Below are 22127 nucleotides of genomic sequence, written 5' to 3'. Positions count from 1 at the left end.
CGGCCACTGCTTTTTCTTATATCTGACTACAGACTCCAATAATAATAGCCTTTGTCTTCGCAGGTCCGCCGGTCTAAAATACCTTTCACATCAACGAGGACTTTCTTGTCATTTCTATAGAGATCTGCAAGCTGATCCAAATCATATATTTCTTTATATTCATCATGCGGGACAGCGAGCACGACACAGTCCAGATTCTTCAAATCCGCATCATCCGCCAGCTGTATATCAAATTCATCGCGGACCGCCTGCGGATTGGCCACCGGGTCATGGACAATCACTTCCACACCATAATCTTCCAGTTCATGGATGATATCGATGATTTTCGTATTGCGCACATCGGCCACATTTTCTTTGAATGTGAGCCCGAGGATGGCCACTCTCGACCCGTCAATCCCCTGTTTTGCTTTAATCATCTTCTTGATGGTATTGCTGGCGATATATTTACCCATATCGTCATTGATCTTTCGGCCGGACAGGATGATCTGGGAGTGATATCCGAGCTGCTCTGCTTTGTATGTGAAGTAGTAGGGGTCTACGCCGATACAATGTCCGCCGACCAGACCAGGCGTGAATTTCAGGAAATTCCACTTTGTGCCGGCCGCTTCCAAAACAGCCTTCGTATCAATATCCATCTTATTGAATACCATGGAAAGTTCATTCATGAAGGCGATATTGATATCCCGCTGGGAATTCTCGATCACTTTTGACGCTTCCGCGACCTTGATCGATTCAGCTTCATGTACGCCGGCTTCAATGATGGAGCCATATACATTGGAAATGATTTTTAATGCTTCCGCATCGGAGCCCGAAACCACTTTTATGATCTGCGTCAATGTATTCTTCTTATCACCGGGATTGATCCGCTCCGGGGAATAGCCGACTTTGAAGTCTTCCCCGTATTTCAGCCCGGATTCTTTTTCAAGGATCGGGATACAGATCTCCTCTGTCGTGCCAGGATATACGGTGGACTCATATACGACGTATGCGCCTTTTGTCAGATTTCGGCCGACTGTTTCGCTGGCCCCGATCACCGGGTTCAGGTCCGGTGTTTTATCTGCATTTATCGGTGTGGGTACAGCGACCACATGGAATTTGGAGTTTTTAAGGTCCGCCTCATCACTGGTAAATGACATTGTCGTATCCCGGACCATTTCATCTCCCACTTCTTCAGTGACGTCTGTACCGTTCCGATACTGTGCCAATTTATCCTGATTCAGATCAAAACCCGCAACATCATATTTTTTGGCGAATTCAACGGCGAGCGGCAGTCCGACATAGCCCAGGCCGATCACCGTGAGTGTTTCCTCTTTCGATTGCAGTTTTTCAAATAAATTCATAGCATCTCTGCCTTCCTTGATCTACGTATTATCATTTATATAAATCCATGTGCCTATCAGACATATTATACAATCTTTGGGTATTGATTGCATTCCTCCAACCTGAAAAGTAGAATAAACAACGATCATATGGTAAAATTAGCAAACATATTTTGTGAAATTTTAAACTTAAATTTAGGTCAATGCGTGTTTTCATCCGACATATTTGATATTATAAAAAATCAAAGTCTAAAGGCATGGCATTCAAACGATAGATACAATTGAAAATGACATGATAGAATGATAGTTAAAGTAAGGACTGGGAGTGAATATCCGAATGGAAATAGCAGTAATAGGAACCGGATACGTGGGGCTGGTTACAGGGGTCTGCTTGTCAGAACTGGGGAATCATGTGACATGTATCGACATCGATGATGACAAAGTTTCAACATTAAAGCAAGGCATCAGTCCCATCTATGAAGAGGGTCTGCAGAAGCTTCTCCAAAAGAATATCGCGGAAGACCGTCTGCACTTTACGACAGAATATGCTGAGGGGCTGCGCGAAAAAGATCTTGTATATATTGCTGTCGGCACCCCGCAGAATGATGATGGCTCCGCGGACCTGACCTCTGTCAACGAAGTCTGCGGCTCCATCGCTTATCATCTTGAGCATGACGCGATTGTGGTGACGAAAAGTACGGTGCCGGTCGGCACAAACGAATATATCAAAGATAAGATCGAAGCCGGTCTGGTCAATGATGTAAGTATCAGGATCGCTTCAAACCCCGAATTTCTGCGCCAGGGGTCAGCAGTCCATGATACATTCAACGGAGACCGGATCGTCATCGGATCGGAAGATGACGAAGTACTGGAAATCCTTGAAAAACTGAATGCCGGTTTCCATCTGCCCATTGTAAAAACGAACCTCAGAAGCGCGGAAATGATCAAGTACGCTTCCAATGCGTTTCTGGCAACCAAAATCAGCTTCATCAATGAAATGGCGAATTTATCGGAACAGATCGGTGCGAATATTGATCATGTGGCCGAAGGCATGGGGATGGATAAGCGGATCGGCAGCGCATTCCTGAATGCGGGGATTGGTTATGGCGGCTCCTGCTTCCCGAAGGATACACGGGCAATCATATCAGTCGCCAGGGATGTATCCTATGAGATGCCGATATTGGAAAATGTCGTGGATTCGAACGAGCGGCAGAGAGGCGTTATCGTAGATAAGGTCATGGAGCGGTTTGATAGTGTCAAAGGCAAGAAAGTTGCTGTATTGGGACTGGCATTTAAGCCGAATACGGATGATATCCGGGAAGCGCCATCAATAGCAGTGACTGAAAAACTGCTTGCGGAGGGTGCGGATGTGCATGCCTATGATCCTGCCGCAGCCGATAATGCCAAGAGGGTTCTCTCAGAACAGATCCACTATGCGGCTAGTGTGGATGAAGCGGTCGATGCTTCAGACATCGCCATTATCCTCACGGAGTGGAAGGAGATCAAAGAATACCCGATTGAAAACTATAAAAAACATATGAATTATCCGGTAATTTTTGACGGAAGAAATTGCTTTACCCTGAAGGAGGCCAAAGACAGCGGGATTGAATATCATTCCATTGGCCGTCCGGTAGTTCGAAGTTAGAGGCAGGGGAGCCGGCACGCATGCCGGCTTTTTTTGCGCCGGGAAAAGTACGGCGGACCTCGCAGTGAGCATTGATATAATTTAATTATATCAATGCCTGTGGTATAATACGCTGAGTAAATATCAGTTGAGGGAAGGCTTGGGTATCGTGGAAAAGAAGAGGATTCTGTTTTTCATTTATCAGATGGGCGCAGGCGGTGCCGCCAGAACAATGCTGAATATCCTGAATAATATCGACCGGACCCGATTCGACCCGGTCCTGGTCACTCTCAACTATAATGGAAGCTATGAAGACGATTTAAAAGACGACGTGACCTTCATCAAATTGGATACAAAACGACTGCGTTCCGCCATCCTGCCGCTGGCTAAAGTCATCAGGCGGGAGGAAGCGGACCTCGTATTCAGTACGATTCCCAATTACAATATCGTTGCCATCCTTGGCACACTGCTGTCTTTCACGCCGGCTGAAACCGTCGTCAGGGAAGCGGCTTACCTTGGCGGATCGCTGAAAGAAAATGTGAAACTGCGGCTGGCAGGCCTGCTTTACAAGCGGGCTGCCAGAGTGATTGCCTTATCCAAAGGGGTCAAAGAGAATATTGTAAACCGCTATAAAGTGCGTCCGGGCAAAATCGACATCATCTATAATCCGGTAGATGTGGCAGGCATCCAGCGGATGATGGAGAGGGATGACATCAAAGGCTCACATAGCGCTCTTTTCGCACCAGACCGGCGGGTGGTGATCACTGCCGGGAGACTTGTCCATGACAAGGATCACCAGACATTGATCAGAGCGTTTGCAAAAGTCATCCGGCAAATGCCTGACAGTCATCTGGTCATCCTTGGTGAGGGAGAATTGGAATCAGACCTAAAAAGGCTGGCAAAAGACTTGGGTATACAGACGCATGTCCATTTTCCCGGGTTCCAGCGGAATCCTTATGTGTTTTTCAAGCACGCCGATCTGTTTGTCCTCTCTTCCATACGGGAAGGTTTCGGGCATGTTCTGGCAGAAGCCCTGGCTGCAGGGACACCGGTGGTTTCCACGATGGCCAGACCCGGCGCGGCAGAAGTGCTGGCTGATGGCGAGTACGGCCGGATATGTGAACATTCAGATGAAAGCGGACTGGCGGAGGCGATCTGTCATATGCTGGAACTGGATGCGGACGCCCGTGAAGCTGTCATTGAAAAAGGAAAAGCACGCGCCAATGAATTTCATGTAGATACAATTGTCGGTCAATATGAAAAAATGTTTATGGAAACGCTGGATAAATAATCATGGAACAGGAGATAAAGTGACATGAGTACAAACAAACATGTGGTGCATTTGACCACAGTGCATCATCCATATGATCCCCGAATCTACCATAAAGAGTGCCGCTCCCTTCAGAATGCCGGATTTGATGTGACGTTGATTGCGCAAAAGGCCCCTAAAGGGGAGGACGGAGAGCAGCCGATCAGGCATCTCCCGCTTAAAACATACAAGCGCCGGCTGGGGCGCATGATCCTCGGCACATATGATGCCTACAGACAGGCAAAGAAAATGGATGCGGATGTCTATCATTTCCATGATCCGGAACTCCTGCCTGCGGCATGGCTGCTGAAGAACAAAGGAAATGTGGTCATCTACGATATTCACGAAGACTATGTGACGAGCATCATGCAGAAAGACTATATGAATCACTCCGTTAAGCGGCTGATTGCTGGCGGTTATAAAATAGCGGAAAAGTTCTTCACTAAAGGCATGGGACTGGCACTTGCAGAAAAATATTATAAAGATTTCTATCCGCATGGCGTCTGTATATTGAACTACCCGATGGTCAATGAAAAATTCGCCCGTCACGAAAGAAGCGGGCCGGTTGAGGATAAGGTCATCTACACCGGCAATGTCTCCCATGTGCGCGGCGCACTGTACCATGCGAAACTGCCCGCAATTGATACCGCCCTGGACGTTCACTTTATTGGCAAGTGTCCGGGCGGGCTTGCTGAAGAGATGCGCAGTGTGGCTGAAGAGAGAAGTGATAATCTTCACTTCGAAGGCATTGACAGTTTCGTTGAAAAGGAAGATATCGAAGACAGGTATCTGGAGAGGAACTGGCTCGCAGGTGTTGCCCTCTTCCCGCCGACGGAACATTATAAGAAAAAGGAACTGACAAAGTTCTTTGAATATATGAACGCAGGCCTTCCTGTCATCTGCTCTGATTTCCCGGTATGGAAAGCATTCATCGAGAAATACGAATGCGGTATTGCTGTGGACCCGGAAGATGACGCGGCGATTAAAAATGCGCTTGATTATTTGAAGCATAATCCCGAAGAAGCCATGCAGATGGGGAGGAACGGCAAAGAAGCCGTGACGCGGGAGCTCAACTGGCAGAGTCAGGAAAAAACATTGATCCGCTGGTATAATGGGCTTCTCAACCAGGATCTATCCTCTGATACGAAAGGGGGATTCTGATACAATGACTACAGTACAGAGCACTTTAATCTCCGTAATTACACCGGCATTTAATGCAGAAGATTTCATCAAGGAGACCATTCAGTCGGTGATTGATCAGACATATGACAACTGGGAAATGGTCATCGTCGACGACCGCTCACAGGACGGTACGGTTGGTTACATTAAAGAGATGCAGGCCAAGGACAGCCGCATCAAACTCATCGAACTCGAGGAGAATTCCGGTTCGGCCGTGGCGCGCAATACAGCCATGGACTGTGCTGAGGGGCGCTATATCGCATTTCTCGACAGTGACGACAGATGGCTGCCCGAGAAGCTTGAGAAGCAGCTTCAATTCATGACGGAGAAAGACATCGCTTTCTCTTTCACAAAGTATGTCCGCGTGTTAAAAGACGGGAGCTGGACAGGGTATTTTTCAAAGACTCCTGACACGGTGAATTATGATGACCTGATGAAACGGTGTGTCATCGGCTGTCTGACTGTCATGCTTGACCGTGACAAGCTCGGTGAAGTGCAAATGGCCAATATACGGACCCGTCAGGATTACGCGCTCTGGCTCAAATTGGCGCGTCAGGGTCATCTCGCATACGGCCTCCCTGAAGTGCTGGCAACTTACAGAGTGGTGGGGGATTCCATATCATCGAACAAGCGCAAGGCGGCCAGACAGAACTGGTATGTTTTCAGAAACATCGAAAAACAAAGTCTGCCGGCGAGCATATGGTACTTTTCCCATTACGCTGTCATTGCCATCAAAGACTTAATTAAATATAAAATAATAGTAAAAAGCAGGTCCGGAAAAAAATTGTCCGGGCACCAGGAAAACTAGGCGGTGTCATTTTTAGTTATGAAGAAATATTTAAAGGAAATGCTGAATCGGAAAGACTTGTTGTATTATCTGGTGAGATCCGGGCTCAAAGCAGAACATCGGAACAGCTATCTGGGCTACCTATGGTGGCTTTTAGATCCGCTCTTAAACGTGCTGGTCTTTTATTTTCTTGTCGTGGTCATCTTAGATCGCGGGGATACCGAAAACTTCCCCCTCTTCCTGGTTATTGGATTGATTGTCTGGCGCTGTATCAGTTCGACGCTTAATTCGTCATCCAGTTCAATCATGCAGTACAGTTCAATCATCAGTCAGGTGTATTTGCCGAAGTCACTGTTCCCGATATCCTTTACGCTTACACAGTTGTTCAACTTCGCTTTCGGATTTATCATTATTGCAGTCTTTTTGGCGGTATACCGGGTGATGCCGGGCTGGGAACTCATCTTTCTCCCGCTGCTTATCATCATACAGACGACATTTCTGCTTGCGGTCGGGATGATCCTGGCATATGTCACAGTGTTTGTACGCGACCTTGAGAATGTGCTCCAGTATGTGACCCGGGTGTTTTTCTATGCTTCGCCCATCATTTGGGAAGGCGGCAGATTACCTCCGGAATACGGCTGGGCAGTGACATACAACCCTGTGGCAGTTATTGTGACCTCCTACAGGGATATACTGATGTACGGCAACATCCCGAACTTTACAGGACTTGCAATCATATTTGTGGCATCTGCCGCAGCTATTGTATATATGACCTGGTACTACAGCAGAAATGAATACAAGATCATTAAATCATTGTAGATATTGGAATTATGAACGAATACTTTTATAAAGAGGGTTTTTTGAATTGTCTATTAACGAAGATTCAAAAATGGATGATCAAGAAGAGAATAACAAAAACAACAATGAGGATACAGTCGTCAATGCAGAGGATGTCGGTGTGTCATTCTATTCCGGGAACCATGCGGATGATTTCAAATCACGGATACTCCAGTTCTTTAAAGAGTGGCGGCTGCCGGAACGGGAACTGGTGACCCCCCTTGAAAATATCAGCTTCAAAGGCAGACAGGGTGAAATCCTGGGGATTATCGGTTCGAATGGTGCCGGAAAGACGACGCTGGCGAAAATTATTTCAGGGATACTGAAAGAAGACGAAGGCTCCATAGAAGTGGACGGCAATGTCACAGCACTCTTCTCAATGGGCATGGGCTTCAACAAAGAACTCCCGGGCCGGGAGAATGTCTATCTCAATGGTATGATGCTCGGCATCGATAAAAAAGAGATTGAGAAATACATCGATGAGATCCATGAGTTTTCAGATCTTGGAGAGTTCTTCGAGCAGCCGATGAAATATTATTCCAGCGGTATGAGATCAAGACTCGGTTTCAGTGTGGCAGCGAATCTGAACCCCGAAGTACTGATCATCGATGAAGCACTGAATGCCGGGGATGCCAAGTTCTCGAAGAAAGCATCGCAAAAGATGAATGCACTCGTCAAGCATGCGAAGATGGTCATCCTGGTGACCCACAGTCTGAGATATGCCCAGAACAACTGTGACCGGCTGATGTGGCTGGACAAAGGTCATGTGCGGGAAATCGGGGACCCGAAAGAAGTCATTCAGCACTACCGCGCAACTGTACCTAAACAGCCGCCGAGAGCACGCCGGAATCTGCAGATTGAAAAGACAGAGGCGAAGGTGACCGAAAACGTCGTCCTCCGCGCAAAGGATGTCGGCGTCTCATACAAACTGAGCACCGGCAAATTCTGGGCGCTTAAAGACGTCAGCTTTGAGGTTAGAGAAGGAGAAGTCGTCGGCATTATCGGGCACAACGGGGCTGGCAAAAGTACGCTTTGTAAAGTGCTTACGAAAATATTGAGCCCGGACACAGGCGAACTGGATCTTTACGGCGAGACTTCCGCACTGCTCGGATACGGCACGGGGTTCAACCCCCATTTAAGCGGTGAGGACAATATCTATCTGAACGCTTTGCTGCTCGGCATACCAAAAAAACGCATCGATGAATATTATGATCAGATCATCGAGTTTTCGGGCTTGGGCAAAAAGGTGGAAAAACCCGTCAAAGATTTGTCCAGCGGCATGAAATCCCGGCTCGGCTTCAGTATTGCCGCCGTTCTTCAGCCGGACATCTTCATCATTGATGAGGCGCTGGCCACCGGGGATCTCGCCTTTAAACAGAAAGCGAGTGAACGCATCCAGGATATGATGAGCCGGGCGAAAGTGGTCATCATCGTCTCCCACAGTCTGGCCTTCATCGAACAGATCTGTACCCGCGGTATCTGGATGGATCAGGGCAGTGTTGCATTTGACGGGAATGTCGATGAGGCGGTTTACAAATACAGAGAGGCACAGGGATTACTTAAGAAATCTGTGCCGGAGCAAAGAAAAGGGGCTGCGACGGACAATAATGCAGTAAACAGACAACAACAAGAGACGCAGACGGAAGTATAATTCATAACAGGGGGTGGCTGTCATGCTTAAAAAAATAATATCTGTGCCGGCTGACTTTATGGTGTATACCCTGCTCGGTGCGAAACAGCGGAAGAAAATCGGTGACCTGCTTACCCGCAGGCAGAAGGAAAAGCTCACGCGGCTATTAAACGGCAGGAAATTCGAACAGAGACAGATGCTGAAAGCAATGAAACACCACCTCTATAATCTAGGCTTCACATATCAGGCGCTGGCAGATATGGAAGCCTTTTTAAACAATACGGATCATATGGAAACCAGAAGGCTCATCTCATGGGAGATGAGTCTCTGGCATGCCAATAAAAATACCAGAGAAGGAGCCGAAGAGGCACTGAAATATCTGCCGGGCGCAGCCGACGGGGAAAAGAACCTGAACCAGCAGCGGAGAATCGCAATCCTTACGGCAGAATGCTTGGAACGTCAGGGCGAGCGTGCGCAGGCGCAGGCACAGGTGCTGATTGATAAACAGATCGCGCGCGCCCCGCGCGCCGATCTGTATCTTGCGGCCGCCAATCTGAAGACATCCATAGAAGCACGCATTGATTCAATCAACAAAGCCTTGAATTTATATGATCTCGCACCGATCGGTTTCGATACAGACATTAACACTGCTGCGTATGACAACCTCATCACATTACCGGCTGACATGCAGAGAAAGGTCGGTCCTAAAGTTTCTGTAATACTGCCGGCATATAACGCAGAAGACGGCATCAGAATTGCGATCGAATCGATGCTTTCCCAGTCATGGCTGAATATCGAGCTTTTGGTCGTCGATGACTGCAGCTCGGATAATACTGCTGGAACAATCGCAGAATATGCCAAGAAGGATTCGCGTGTTAAACACTTATCGACACCGGTCAACGGCGGACCGTACGTTGCAAGAAATATTGCGCTGAAAGCAGCCACCGGTGAATTTGTGACCATCAATGACGCAGATGACTGGTCTCACAAACAGAAGATTGAAATTCAAGCGACGCATCTAATTGAAAACGGCAAAGTGATGGCGAATACATCAGAACATGCAAGATTGACAGAGGAAGATCTGAAACTGTACCGACGGGGCATACCCGGTAAGTATATTTTTCCAAATATGTCTTCGATCATGTTCCGGCGTCAGCCTGTCATTGAAAATATCGGTTTCTGGGACAGTGTGAGATTTGCTGCAGACGGGGAATTTAAGCGCCGTCTGATCAAAGTGTTCGGCCAGAAGAGCTATGTGGATCTCGCGACAGGGCCTTTGTCACTGCCGAGACAGTCAGTCTCTTCCCTGACCGGCAGCTCAGCATTTGGCTACGATGGGTTTTTCATGGGCGTGAGGAAGGAATACGTCGAAGCACTGGAACATCATCATGCGCATGCACCTGCACTGTACTACCCGCAAAATGCCAGGCCGTTTCCAGTGCCTGAGCCGATGTGGCCGCAACGGGAGGAGAAGATTGACGGCAGGCGGCAGTTTGATGCCGTCATCGCCAGCGATTTCAGACAAGAAGTTTCCAAAGCTGTAGAAAAAATCAGCACGATGAAAAAAGAAAATAGTCGTATCGGTCTCATGCAGCTGTATGTGTATGACCTGACGCTTGAATCAGATATCCATCCGGAAATACGCCAGCTGATTGATGGCGATCATGTACAGATGATTGTCTATGGAGAAAAGATCACAGCGCAGATATTGACTCTGAGTGATCCCAGACTCCTGGAGACATGGCAGAAATACCGTCCGGAGATCACAGCGGGGGAAGTCAGCGTGGAAGTCCCCGTGACTCCTGAGCCCCAAAAGATGCAGCCGATCCAAAAACATATGAAAGAATATTTCGGCACCGCCGGCACCTGGTATCCGCACACTGATGAAATCCGGGAAATGCTGGAAGGATGGGACGTTCCGCTGACAGAAACAACGGGAGATGATGTGGATGGCTGACACTCATGACCATACAGAAGAATTGAAACGGCTGACCCGCATTCTGGAAGAAAAGGAAGCGGAGAAGGAAGCGGCGCAGCAAAAACAGGAAAGTATCCAGATGGAATTTGACTGCGCCCGGTCAATCATGCAGAAAACAGCCGGTGTGCCCAGAGGTGCCAAAAGGTTTGTGCGGGCCGCGGGTGCTTATGTGCTTGGCAGACGCAACCGGAAACAGCTCTACAGCAGAGCCTATAAACAAAAGGATGCACACAATCAGCTGAAGAAATATACTTACCATCTGTATGAACTCGGCTTTACCGGCAGAGCACTAAAGGATTTGGAACAGCTTTACTATAGGACGAAGCATCCCTATTTAAGAATGGCAGCTGCATGGGAACTGAGCCTGTGGCATGCCAATAAATATACCGTGGACGGGGCGCAGCAGGCGCTCTGTTATCTGCTGGACGCCATTGGCGGCAGACAGGATGAAGCGTTTCTCAGGAAAGCTGCCATCATTACTGCGGAATGCCTGCAGAAAATCGGGGACAGTGCGTCGGCAAAGGCGCTGCTTATGGACCGGTTAGAGGCATCGGTGCACCCGGATCTGTATCTGGCGTTGGCGAATCAGGCAGAATCACTGGCAGGGCGTGAAGCATGGATTAATCGGGCGCTCGAACTGTATGACATTTCTCCGATCACTTTTAACGGCAGTACATATGAAAATCTGGCTGCTGCAAACACATATAAAAAAGCGCCGGATGGACCGAAAGTCACTGTTATCATGCCGGCTTACCAATCAGCTGACGGTATCGGTACAGGCATTGACTCCATACTGAACCAGACCTGGCAGAATATCGAGCTCCTGGTCGTTGACGACTGCAGCATGGACGGGACGGCGGAAGCTGCGAAAAGATACGCAGAAAACGACGGGCGGGTGAAAATACTGTCCACGCCCGCCAACAGCGGCCCGTATGCGGCCCGTAATCTTGCCTTAAGTATTGCGACCGGTGAATTTGTCACCATCAATGATGCCGATGACTGGTCCCATCCTCAGAAAATCGAGACCCAGGTCAGACATCTGATGATGAATGACGCCGTGATTGCCAATACATCGGAACATGCACGTCTGACAGAAGCATTGACGTTACATCGCAGAGGCACCCCCGGTACTTATATCTTTCCGAACATGTCATCGCTGATGTTCCGGCGTCAGCCGGCAGTGTCGTCTATCGGTTACTGGGATGCCGTGCGTTTTGCGGCGGACAGTGAGTTCAAAAGACGCATCACCGCTGTATTCGGCAGCACGGCGGTCGTTGATCTTAACAGTGGTCCCCTGTCATTTCCAAGACAGGCGTCCGGGTCACTTACAGGGAGTTCAGCATTCGGTTATAAAGGGTTCCTGATGGGGATACGGAAAGAGTATGCTGAAGTGCACAGACGATATCACCAGCAAGCGGATTCGCTGTATCATCCCTTTTCCTGGGAAAAACCGCCGTATCCGGTGCCTGAGCCGATGTGGATCGCACGGGAGCAAAAGACAGATGGGTTCAGGCATTTTGACGTCGTAATGATCTCGGATTTCCGGATGTCAGGGGAGAAGCATAAGGAAACGCTGGCTGAGATCCAGACCAATAATAATCTGGGGCTGCGCACCGGTCTCGTGCAGATGGCACGCTATGATTTCTCAATGACCAAAGCGATTGACCCTGCCATACGTAAAACAGCAGATGGTACAAATGTGCAAATGCTTGTATATGGAGAAAATATAGACACAGAAGTTCTGCTGATCAAACATCCGGCTGTCTTTATGGAGAGGCAGGCCTATGTCCCCAATGTCAAAGCAAAGGTGGTCCGAGGTGTAATCGATGACATGCCCATGGACTTAAGACGGTGCACCCAAAATGCTTCAGAATATACCGGCAAACCGGTAAAATGGTATCCTGGGAATGATACGATTCGTGCGGATGTAAATACCCGGCATGCCAGTATCTCACAGGAAAACTGGGAGGATTACGTCAGCCGCCTGGAAGATTGGATCATCCTTGAGCATCGCACTGTATAGAGAGCAGGTGACATGAATAATGGATAGTGAGCAAAACAATCAGAACCAAGAGGCAGACCACCGGATGATGCGGAAGCTGCTGAGAAAGCGTGCGCAGATCGATAAGGCGGATCGTGAGAAGGCAGAGGCTGAGAAGCGAATCAGCCAGATCAAAAGCAGCAATACATGGAAATCTTCCCGGCCGCTCAGAAAACTGATCAGAAAGTCCGCTGACAGCGAAAGCCATCACAACCGTGAAATCGAATCGTTGAGAGAATCACTGAGGGAGACGCAAAAAGAACTCCATGAAACCACAGAGGCACTTCACATCGCTGCCCTCGATGACCGGGCAATGAACAGCATCAAAATACAGAACCTGCTGCGTACGCAAATGTCGAATGCTGCGCTGATCGGCTATATTGAAAAAGCAGTGAAGCAGAAACAACAGCATGATGAAAACTACAACCAGGCCTTAGCATATGCCGGCCGGTTATTCATGAATGAGGATACAGCCAGCCGCCAGGCAATCTATGACGAACTGCTGAAGGCGCTTAAAATTGAGGATATCCCTGAATATATGATCAGGGAAGGGCTGACGGAGGACCCGCTCCCGCTGGATACGGCCGCTTCCTTCAGAGGCAGCCTGAACATGCGGATGCGGCAGAAGCAGCTCTCAGAGACACTGCCTGAATGGCTGCTGGATGAGAAGCAGGCCGCCTTTGACTTTGCTGATCAGCTCAACATAAAAAGGCCGTGGACTTCCGCGAAACCGTATAAGATTTCGGAGCTGCCAAAAGTGGAATCCGTGGTTATTAAACCGGCGGATGGTGCAGGCTCCAGAGGCGTATACATCGTCTATGATCTTAATGATATAATAGATGTTAAACGGTCAAGGAAACTCACCAGCTGGGAAGCGCTCATTCAAAGCATGAAGGAGGATCTCAGCTCAGGCAGAGTCAATGATGACCGATGGAACATCGAAGAATTGATCATGGAAGACAGACATAACAAAATCCCTGCAACCGACATCAAGTTCTACAGTTTTTATGGCAAAGTCGGGCTGGTGCTTGAAATCATCCGTTATCCCGAATTGAAATACTGCTGGTGGACGCCGGAGGGTCAGAGAGTACACACGGGCAAGTATGAAGCAGAGCCGTTCAAAGGCAAAGGTGTGACACCGCAGGAAGTGGACTTGGCGTCCGGCATCAGCGCACAGATCCCGGCGCCCTTCATAAGAGTCGATTTCCTGCGCTCTGAGAATTCATTGGTGTTCGGTGAGTTCACTCCGAAGCCCGGCAATTACGACGGATTTGATACCCGCACGGATCGGTGGATGGGTGACTGTTTCCTAAAAGCGCAGGGCCGGCTGGAACAGGATTTACTGAATCACAAAGCATTTACCGCCTTTATGGAATTAAAGAACAGGTATCATAGATAAAGGATTGTATCAGAGGAGGAAGCATGAATGGAAGAGATCAACACGGAATGGCTGCCGCATTTGTCGAATGACATCTTGTCTGAAGTACGGGGGAACTTCCTGGATGCTTATGTGGTATCACTCGAAGGCTGGAGACGCGGCTTGACTTTAAAATGGCATGTCAAGGATTCCGAGAAGTTCAAAGACATGCATACATGGTATGTGGATCGCCCGGGCCAGCTGTTTTCACTCAGCTCAAAAGAGAGGACGCATTATTTCTTCCGCTCCCGCGGCGATGAAGTGACAAATGAAGCAGTGGCCACCGGTAAAGATAAGGAAAAGACGAAACAGGTGTTAAAAAGGGCGCAAGTCTCTGTCCCGGAAGGAAAACAGTTCGCTGAAGCGGCGTCTGATGAAAGCATTATGAATTATGCTGAAACCGTCGGTTATCCGGTCGTTCTGAAACCAACGGACGGCAGTTTTGGCAGAGGCGTCGTCTCCAATATAACAAGTGCCGGAGAGCTTGAGCATGCCCTGACAGAGGTGCGCACAGCGCTCAATTACAGGAATGTGATTGTCGAACAGCATATACCGGGAGAAGACTATCGCTTGTACGTTGTGGATAATGCAGTAGTGGCGGCAATGCACCGTGTCCCCCCGAACGTAATGGGAGATGGCAGACATACCATCAAAGAGCTGGTCAGTATGAAAAATGATGTGAGAAATGAAAACCCCCGTCTGGTCAGCTGTCCGATTAAAGTGAATGGTGAACTGAGAGCGTACATCGGGCGAAAAGCATACACAGAAAATACAGTGCCCAAAGATGGGGAACAGGTCTATCTCAGCGATAAGGCGAATATATCCATTGGCGGCGACCCTGTCGATGTTTTCGATACATTATCACCGGATGTCAAAGCGCTGGCGGTACAGGCGATTAAAGCCGTTCCCGGACTGACGCATGGCGCAGTCGACATGATTGTGAAGGACGGCTCGGGCAGCGTGATCGAAATTAATCCGACGTCCCAGCTCGGCGGTCTTCTGTTCCCGATCAAAGGTGAACCGAGAGATGTGCCTGCAGCAATCATCGATCATTATTTCCCGGAAACCAAAGACAGGACCACAAATAAGAAGCGGACCTATTTTGATTATCATGATGTCCTTGATCCGCTTCAGGCGAGAGATGCCAGTACGACGACGGTGACGCCTTCCCCGCGGGACACGATTTATGCGAAGAAATATACGGTCATCGGTAATGTCCAGGATCTCGGCTATCACCGGGGCCTCCGCAAACAGGCGTTTGAACGCTATTTGCACGGCTTTGTCATGAACATGGAAAACGGCGATATTGAAGTCGTGGCTGCAGGCACGGATCCAGAAATGGTGGATGATTTTGAAAATGGTCTCTGGGAGGACGAGGAAAGGGCCCAGGTGATTGAAGTGCGCCAGGAAGTCTACGAAGCACCGATCAAAATGGGCTTTGAGATCAAGGCGGATCTGAAGACACAGCTGAGAGAACTGAAGGAACATAAGCAGGAATTGGACATTCTGGAATTCGAACGCAAACAAGCGGAAGTGGAACGCAGGAAATTCCATAACAGCACATCCTGGAAAATTACGCTGCCGGTACGTATCGTTGGCGGGGTCATTAAAAAATTCAAACAGAAATAATAGATGAGGGGGAATGACAATGGAAGAGGATCAGGGGATCAGCCTGCCCCAGCTGACTAATGATATTGTAAAAAACGCCAGAAAGACACGTCTTGATGCGTTTGCAGTAGCATTGGAAGGCTGGCGGAGAGGACTGCAGTTAAAATGGTACACTAAAGACTCTGAACATTTTGATGATATGATCGTTTTCGGCGTAAATCCGCCGGGCAGACTTTTTTCGCTCGCTTCACAAGAACGGACCCATTATTTCTTCCGTACCAGGGGGGATAAAGTCTCCAATGAAGCGGTTGAAATCGGCTCTGAGAAGGATGATACAAAAGAGGCATTGGCAAAAGCAGGTGTCCCTGTGCCACACGGTAAAGGCTTTACCGAAAATGCAACAGATGAAGACATATTCAGCTATGCGAAATCGATTGAGTACCCCCTCGTGCTTAAACCGACCAATGCCAGTCTCGGGGACGGGGTAGTGACCAACATTAGCAGCGATGCAGGCTTCCAAAAAGCACTCGATTATGTGCGCCATGAGCTGGGGTACCAGGAACTCGTGGTCGAACAGCACGTGGAAGGCAAGGAATACCGGATTTATGCGGTCGAAGACAAAGTCGTTGCCGCGTATAATCGCGTGCCGGCGAATATTGTCGGTGACGGCCGGCATGATATTGAAGAACTGATTAATCTGAAGAACAGAGAGCGCAGGAAAAATGCGCGGCTCAACAGCTGTCTGATCGAAACCGATATTGAAATTCTGGAATTCATTCAGGAAGCCGGCTATGCTATGACGAGCATCCCCGAAAAAGGAGAGGTCATTTACCTCAGACAAAAGACAAACGTTTCTTCAGGCGGGGACCCGATTGATGTCACGGATGAACTGCCGGAAGCGTTTGCCGAAATTGCCATCAATGCCTTAAAAGCAGTGCCAGGATTATATCATGGCGGCGTCGATATTATCGTCAATCAGAACAGGGGGCAGGATGTGCCCGGGGTGGTCATCGAATTGAACCCGACCGCCCAGATCGGCGGGGCACTGTTTCCATTAAAAGGCAAGTCGCGCGACATTCCCGGTGCGATTATCGACTACTATTTTCCTGAAACCGCCGGGATGGATACATCGGAATCGAGGGTGTATTTCGATTTGATCAATATACTGGAGCCGCTAGAGAACCGGTCGGCACTCGAAGTGGAAGTATCACCGGCACCGATGGGAGAGCTGTATGCCAAACGTTTTGTGGTGAGGGGCAACGTCCAGCGGAACAGCTATCATCGTTTCCTTAAGAAGCATGCATTGGATAGAAATCTGCACGGCTATGTGAAAAATATGGTGTTCGACGAAATCGAGGTTATCATCGCCGGTACAGACAAGGATGCGATTGATGACTTCAAGGCGCAGATCGCGAATTATCCCAATGCTTCACGGGTAGATGATATTACTGAAGAACATTGGGATGAACCCGTGACCGTCGGTTTTGAAATCACAGAGAGATATAATGCGAACAGTTTGAAGTCCGTCCAACATGCTGTACGCAAGATGGAGAAAGACTTGAAACACCAGAGAAAGCAGCGGGACAGAGTCGTCAAAGATAATAAACATATATTGAACAGTACATCATGGAAATATACGAATCCTTTAAGAACACTCAGTGCAAAAGTCAGAAACAATAGGGATAAATCGAAGTAGTTTCTAAAGTTACGGAGGGGAGCTTTTATGACAGAAATCTATCCGAGCTGGCTGTCGAAAGAAATGCTTGCAGGTGTGCGCCGTTTTAATATCGATTCGTATCTGCTGGCTTTAGAAGGCTGGAGAAGAGGCTTATCCTTAAAGTTCTATGAAACGAATACGGATAAAACGGATCTGAAACGTATCGGATTTGACCCGAAAGGTAAACTCTTCTCGCTCACTTCTGAAGATAAAACACACTTCTTTTACCGGACCCGCGGGGATAAAGTGGCCAATGAAGCGGTGGATATTGGCACGGACAAGGCATTGACGAAGAAGTATCTTAAATATGCAGGTGTACCGGTCCCGGAAGGTTTCGGTTTCACGAGTAATACTCCGGTGGATGAAGTGATAGATTCTGTATTTCAACAAGAAGGTCCGTACGTACTGAAACCGACATTTGGCAGCCTGGGTAAAGGGGTGACGACCAATATCCGGACTGAAGAAATGTTCAGAGAGAATCTGGCATACATTCAATCGAATTTTGATTATACCGACTTTTTAGTTGAACAGCATATATCTGGTGAAGACATGAGAGTGTACGTAGCAGGGAATGAAGTCGTTGCTGCAACCAAACGGACTCCAGCCAATGTCACCGGTGACGGCTCAAAGACGATCGAAGAACTGATTAATGATAAGAATGAAATCAGAAAAGAAAATCCGCATACCTCAACCCGTCTGATGAAGATTGATGACAGGATGAAAGATTATCTGACCAGACAAAATTTGCAGCTGACCGATATCCCTAAAACAGACCAGCTGGTTTATCTCAAAGGAGAGAGCAACATGTCGGCAGGCGGTGATTCCGTCGATGTGACCAATGATTTGCGGCCAGATGTGAAAGCGGCCGCCATCAATGCAGTAAAGGCTGTCCCGGGTTTGCATCATGCAGGCATAGATATGATAGTAAGTGCAGATACAGCATCAGTGATTGAGATTAATGTAACTGCCGGCAGTGCACTTCATGTGTTTCCAATGCACGGGGAACATCAGAACATCGCAGAGAAGATTATCGATTATTATTTCCAAGAAACCAAAGATACAGTAAAGAGTAATCAATTATATTTCGATTATAAAAGTATTCTGCAGCAGTTCAGAAGCAATGCCATCAAAGAGATAGAAATCACCGATGCACCTGTGGGTGAATTATACGCCAAACGCTATGTAATTTCCGGCAAAGTACAGAACGTCGGCTATAGAATCTGGGCTGAAAACCAGGCCGTTCGTCAAGGATTGCATGGCTATGTGAAGAATTTGAAAGACGGTAATGTAGTGGTGGTTGTCGCTTCAACTGACAAAGAAAAAGTGGATGCATTCAAGGATATTTGTTATGAAGGACCAAAACGGGCGGAAGTAGAAAATATCCGGGAATATAAGTGGGATAAACGCGTACGTATCGGGTTTGAAATCAGACAGTAATGATTTATATAATTGTAAAACAGGTTGTGAGGCGTACATTGATGTCTTCACGATTTACATAACATAATGGGCGAGGAGTTTTTTGATGGCTAAGCTGAAATTAACAGCGACTGGTGACGTTTTACTTCACGACAGAATCTATAATATTAGCAAGACCGGGGATGGCGGATATGATTTTAAAGATAAAATGGCGCCTGCGAAAAAGTTACTGGAAGCCGGAGATATCTCAGTGGTCAATTTAGAAACATTAGTAGCAGGTGAAGAAATGGGGATCACTTCATTCCCAAAATTTAACAATCCCGTTGAACTTGCTGAGAATCTAAAGTCATTTTCAACAGACATAGTAACGAATTCTAACAACCATACAATGGATTTTGGAGAAGAAGGCGCGATAAAATCCATTGAAAATATAGAAACAGCAGGGCTGATGTATGTAGGTTCGCATAAATCAGAAGAGGACAGGAAAGAATTTAGGGTCATTGAAGCCAATGGTATTAAATGTGCATTCCTGTCTTATAGCAGGACGACATTCGGTGATTTCCCTCCTAAAGGCAAAGAATACCTTCTGAATCGTATCATAGCTGGAAAGATTAAGAGAGTCAGAGCTGATATTGAGCGCCTTAGAAAGGAACAAAAGCCTGATGTTGTAATTGTATCTATCCATTTTGGGACAGAGTATTCCTTGCTCCCCAGTGAGGTACAGAAAGATACTGCAAGATCTGTCTCAGATGCAGGTGCAGATATCATTATCGGTCACCACTCTCACGTGCTTCAGCCAGCAGAGTGGATAACTAACTCCAGAGGTAAAAAAACATTTGTGATTTACTCATTAGGTAATTTCTATTCAGGACAAAAAGGGTTGTACAGACAAATTGGCGGAACAATATCTTTAGATATTTCAAAGGAATCAGGCAAAGTTAAAGCTGATAATCCCGTACTCGACCTTACTTTTGTAGATGCGAATAAGAAGAATCGGTATCAGATGCATCACTTACTGGAATATATTGAAAAGAATCCGTATATTAAAACAGCGCATGATGAATTTGATTCCCTGGAAGTTTATAGTGAATTATCGAGCAGATTCAAAAACTGGATGCCGGAAATTGAATTGAAATAGAATACCATATAAACAAGTAAAAAGCCGCTCAAAAGCGGCTTTTTACTTGAATTTCCCTCCGATATATCTAATCGGTTTAGTGACTTTCCATGAGGAACTGTTCTCAATGTGGCCAAGTCTTTTTTTCAATTGTTTATTTTGCTTTTCGGTCAGTGTTCTCATATTTTCTTCTTGTTCGTATTCAGCTAGTTTTTTTACTAATTTTTGATAATCATCTTTTAACTTACTGTATTTTTCAAGATAAGTATCTGACGTGCCGGCAGTATCACTGCTGCTTGTTTGAACTGAATCCGTATCTATAATATGAAATCCATGTTTTATCGGTGTTTTCCTGTTCTTCTCAATGAGTTTTGCTGACTTAGAATTGCGGGTTGCATATTGTTTCAACTGATCAACAAATGCTTGCACATCTTTTTCATTTCCTCCAGCAACGATTCCGATATTCGAACTTTGCAAGGATTTTATATGACCATGCACTTTGTTATTGAACGCAAGGCGTCGAACGCGTTTGGCGAAACGATCGGAGTAATCAGTCCCTTTTATTTCATATCGCTTTAATACAATCGGAGATTTAGGCAGTTTCGGTAATTCTATGTTTGCGGCCGTCCTTGACAGGGCGGCATCATAGATAAAATCATAATCGATATACAGCTGATTCGGTTCTGCACGGTCATACCCTTTAGTTTCTGGGAAGTAGTAATCGATGATGGCTGTAGGGATGTCTCTGGCTTTTCCATAAGATGGATACAGGTGTGTCCTGATATGGGGTCTTGAATTAATCTCAATAACAACCCCTTTATTGTTTTGCCGATCGATCATCATATCGATGCCGCCCTGCACCAGGCTAGGTATTGCTTTTGCAGCATTGACTGCGATTTGCTTCATTTCATCCGTTGTTTCATCGGTTACATCCACTGCTTCTCCGCCGGAAGAAACATTACTTTTTGATTTAAGGAAGACACTTTCTCCTTCAGCTGGTACTGACTGCATAGTATAACCAAGTCGCCTGAGCAATTCTTTTGTTTCAGAGTCTACTTTTATAGGCGTACCTTTAACTGAAGGAATTTTCATGCGTGCTTCATTCTTCTGTTTTAAAAGCTTTTGAATGGAATCCTTACCATTGCCTTCAACGCTGGCCGGATCACGTTTAAATACCCCGACCACTTGACCATCAACTACATAAAGGCGGTGGTCTTCTCCCTCAAAATGCTGTTCAACAATCACATTTGAATTATTAAGCTCTTCTCGTACATGCTGAATTGCATGTTTCATCTCCGCTTCGTTTTTAATATTAGCAATGACGCCTTTTCCGCCGGTACCATCGACTGGTTTTAATACAAGCGGATAACCCGCCTGGTTAGCAAAGTCTAAAATCTCATCGTCGGTATTTTTTTCATCAAAATTGTCGCCTTTAGGTGTTTCAACATCAGCTTTCAATAAATATTCTTTGGTAAGATGTTTGTTCATAGCAATCTTTGTTGCTTCTGGTGATACAAGATCGCCACGGGTCACATTAAACTTGTGTGTTTTTTGACCATCACTAATGGAGTAGTTTGGAGCTATAATGCCAGATCTTTGTTTGATGATTTTGATGTCCACATCAAGTCCCCTTCTCCATGCCTCGAGAATAATTGTGTATGTACTCAGCATATAGTTATGGGCATTTTCAGGAATACAATTTTTAAGGTGACTTAAAAATCGATCATCATTTGTGTAAGTCATATTCTGTCCTTTCTTATTACAATTTAACTAAATTTTTGAGATATCTATGTAATTTTAACATAGGTATTATTTTAAATCATTTAAACTATGTAAATATCACATAGAGTTCTGAGAAATTGTATAATATTAAATGATTATCCCACTAGCTCAGAATGAGTGATCGTTGTAGATTTGGCACATAAAGCAATTAAGCGGCTAAACCACTCACCTTCAAATTTTCGACGATTGAATCGATAACAAAATTCATCCAGATAGGATTGCAGGTGTTTCGAATCCAAACCCGTGGAAAGTACCGCCGACAAAGGCTTTCGCATTAGATAGTACAGTATGCAGCCAGTGTAGGTGATCCGGTGTTCGCCTCGAGTCGTATACTTGGTAATCATGAGTGAATCCGGCCCCGCTTAA

Annotated in this window: 15 protein-coding genes and 1 pseudogene; 13 read left to right on the top strand and 3 right to left on the bottom strand. The window is 46.7% G+C overall.

The features are described 5' to 3' along the window. Positions 1-26 precede the first annotated feature (26 nt). The gene (locus G343_RS0101690) at positions 27-1340 is read right to left on the bottom strand and encodes a nucleotide sugar dehydrogenase (RefSeq protein WP_020006388.1); all 1314 of its coding nucleotides are present in this window, start codon (positions 1338-1340) and stop codon (positions 27-29) included. A 316-nt stretch (positions 1341-1656) separates the two neighbouring features. On the opposite strand from G343_RS0101690, the gene G343_RS0101685 reads away from it, so the two are divergent. The 13 genes from G343_RS0101685 (at position 1657) to G343_RS0101625 (ending at position 20000) form a co-directional block, all read left to right on the top strand. After that, positions 1657-2964, top strand: coding sequence for a UDP-glucose dehydrogenase family protein (locus G343_RS0101685; RefSeq protein ID WP_020006387.1), 1308 nt, complete (start codon positions 1657-1659; stop codon positions 2962-2964). Between the two features lie 148 nt (positions 2965-3112). After that, a complete protein-coding gene (locus G343_RS0101680; RefSeq protein WP_026366228.1) occupies positions 3113-4234 on the top strand; it encodes a glycosyltransferase in 1122 nt (373 codons plus the stop codon). A 24-nt stretch (positions 4235-4258) separates the two neighbouring features. Continuing rightward, complete coding sequence (locus tag G343_RS0101675; protein WP_020006385.1) at positions 4259-5413, top strand: glycosyltransferase; 1155 nt, start codon at positions 4259-4261, stop codon at positions 5411-5413. Positions 5414-5417: 4 nt separating this feature from the next. After that, the gene (locus G343_RS0101670; protein ID WP_020006384.1) at positions 5418-6239 is read left to right on the top strand and encodes a glycosyltransferase family 2 protein; all 822 of its coding nucleotides are present in this window, start codon (positions 5418-5420) and stop codon (positions 6237-6239) included. An 18-nt stretch (positions 6240-6257) separates the two neighbouring features. After that, positions 6258-7037, top strand: coding sequence for an ABC transporter permease (locus G343_RS0101665; RefSeq protein ID WP_020006383.1), 780 nt, complete (start codon positions 6258-6260; stop codon positions 7035-7037). 70 nt (positions 7038-7107) lie between these two features. Continuing rightward, positions 7108-8706 (top strand): ABC transporter ATP-binding protein, encoded by a 1599-nt coding sequence (locus tag G343_RS0101660; RefSeq protein ID WP_051087873.1) that lies wholly within the window; start codon positions 7108-7110, stop codon positions 8704-8706. Between the two features lie 22 nt (positions 8707-8728). Continuing rightward, entirely contained in the window at positions 8729-10642 is a 1914-nt protein-coding gene (locus G343_RS0101655; RefSeq protein ID WP_020006381.1) for a glycosyltransferase family 2 protein, read from the top strand. Continuing rightward, entirely contained in the window at positions 10635-12686 is a 2052-nt protein-coding gene (locus G343_RS0101650; protein ID WP_020006380.1) for a glycosyltransferase family 2 protein, read from the top strand. The genes G343_RS0101655 and G343_RS0101650 overlap by 8 nt, the downstream gene beginning before the upstream one ends. Positions 12687-12705: 19 nt before the next feature. Then, on the top strand, positions 12706-14103 hold the full coding sequence (locus G343_RS0101645; protein ID WP_020006379.1) for an ATP-grasp fold amidoligase family protein: 1398 nt from the start codon (positions 12706-12708) through the stop codon (positions 14101-14103). 27 nt (positions 14104-14130) lie between these two features. Next, complete coding sequence (locus G343_RS0101640) at positions 14131-15750, top strand: acylphosphatase (RefSeq protein WP_020006378.1); 1620 nt, start codon at positions 14131-14133, stop codon at positions 15748-15750. 19 nt (positions 15751-15769) lie between these two features. After that, positions 15770-17425 carry an acylphosphatase gene (locus G343_RS0101635; RefSeq protein WP_020006377.1) on the top strand — a complete coding sequence of 552 codons (1656 nt, stop codon included), beginning with the start codon at positions 15770-15772 and terminating at the stop codon, positions 17423-17425. A 27-nt stretch (positions 17426-17452) separates the two neighbouring features. Beyond that, complete coding sequence (locus G343_RS0101630) at positions 17453-18883, top strand: acylphosphatase (protein ID WP_020006376.1); 1431 nt, start codon at positions 17453-17455, stop codon at positions 18881-18883. 85 nt (positions 18884-18968) lie between these two features. After that, on the top strand, positions 18969-20000 hold the full coding sequence (locus G343_RS0101625; protein ID WP_020006375.1) for a CapA family protein: 1032 nt from the start codon (positions 18969-18971) through the stop codon (positions 19998-20000). A 42-nt stretch (positions 20001-20042) separates the two neighbouring features. Here G343_RS0101625 and G343_RS0101620 read toward each other — a convergent pair whose 3' ends face one another. Continuing rightward, complete coding sequence (locus G343_RS0101620; RefSeq protein ID WP_020006374.1) at positions 20043-21722, bottom strand: ATP-binding protein; 1680 nt, start codon at positions 21720-21722, stop codon at positions 20043-20045. A gap of 134 nt (positions 21723-21856) precedes the next feature. Beyond that, positions 21857-22127: pseudogene (locus G343_RS15670) on the bottom strand (transposase); the annotation flags it as partial.

This window comes from Salinicoccus albus DSM 19776 (assembly GCF_000385175.1).
Classification (GTDB): Bacteria; Bacillota; Bacilli; order Staphylococcales; family Salinicoccaceae; genus Salinicoccus; species Salinicoccus albus.
The sequence above is the reverse complement of the archived record's forward strand: the minus strand, read 5'-3'. Positions and strand labels throughout refer to the sequence as shown.

Coding starts and splice junctions, on each gene's coding strand:
- G343_RS0101690 (WP_020006388.1), bottom strand. CDS start 1,340: ATGAATTTATTTGAAAAACTGCAATCGAAAGAGGAAACACTCACGGTG.
- G343_RS0101685 (WP_020006387.1), top strand. CDS start 1,657: ATGGAAATAGCAGTAATAGGAACCGGATACGTGGGGCTGGTTACAGGG.
- G343_RS0101675 (WP_020006385.1), top strand. CDS start 4,259: ATGAGTACAAACAAACATGTGGTGCATTTGACCACAGTGCATCATCCA.
- G343_RS0101670 (WP_020006384.1), top strand. CDS start 5,418: ATGACTACAGTACAGAGCACTTTAATCTCCGTAATTACACCGGCATTT.
- G343_RS0101665 (WP_020006383.1), top strand. CDS start 6,258: ATGAAGAAATATTTAAAGGAAATGCTGAATCGGAAAGACTTGTTGTAT.
- G343_RS0101660 (WP_051087873.1), top strand. CDS start 7,108: ATGGATGATCAAGAAGAGAATAACAAAAACAACAATGAGGATACAGTC.
- G343_RS0101655 (WP_020006381.1), top strand. CDS start 8,729: ATGCTTAAAAAAATAATATCTGTGCCGGCTGACTTTATGGTGTATACC.
- G343_RS0101650 (WP_020006380.1), top strand. CDS start 10,635: ATGGCTGACACTCATGACCATACAGAAGAATTGAAACGGCTGACCCGC.
- G343_RS0101645 (WP_020006379.1), top strand. CDS start 12,706: ATGGATAGTGAGCAAAACAATCAGAACCAAGAGGCAGACCACCGGATG.
- G343_RS0101640 (WP_020006378.1), top strand. CDS start 14,131: ATGGAAGAGATCAACACGGAATGGCTGCCGCATTTGTCGAATGACATC.
- G343_RS0101635 (WP_020006377.1), top strand. CDS start 15,770: ATGGAAGAGGATCAGGGGATCAGCCTGCCCCAGCTGACTAATGATATT.
- G343_RS0101630 (WP_020006376.1), top strand. CDS start 17,453: ATGACAGAAATCTATCCGAGCTGGCTGTCGAAAGAAATGCTTGCAGGT.
- G343_RS0101625 (WP_020006375.1), top strand. CDS start 18,969: ATGGCTAAGCTGAAATTAACAGCGACTGGTGACGTTTTACTTCACGAC.
- G343_RS0101620 (WP_020006374.1), bottom strand. CDS start 21,722: ATGACTTACACAAATGATGATCGATTTTTAAGTCACCTTAAAAATTGT.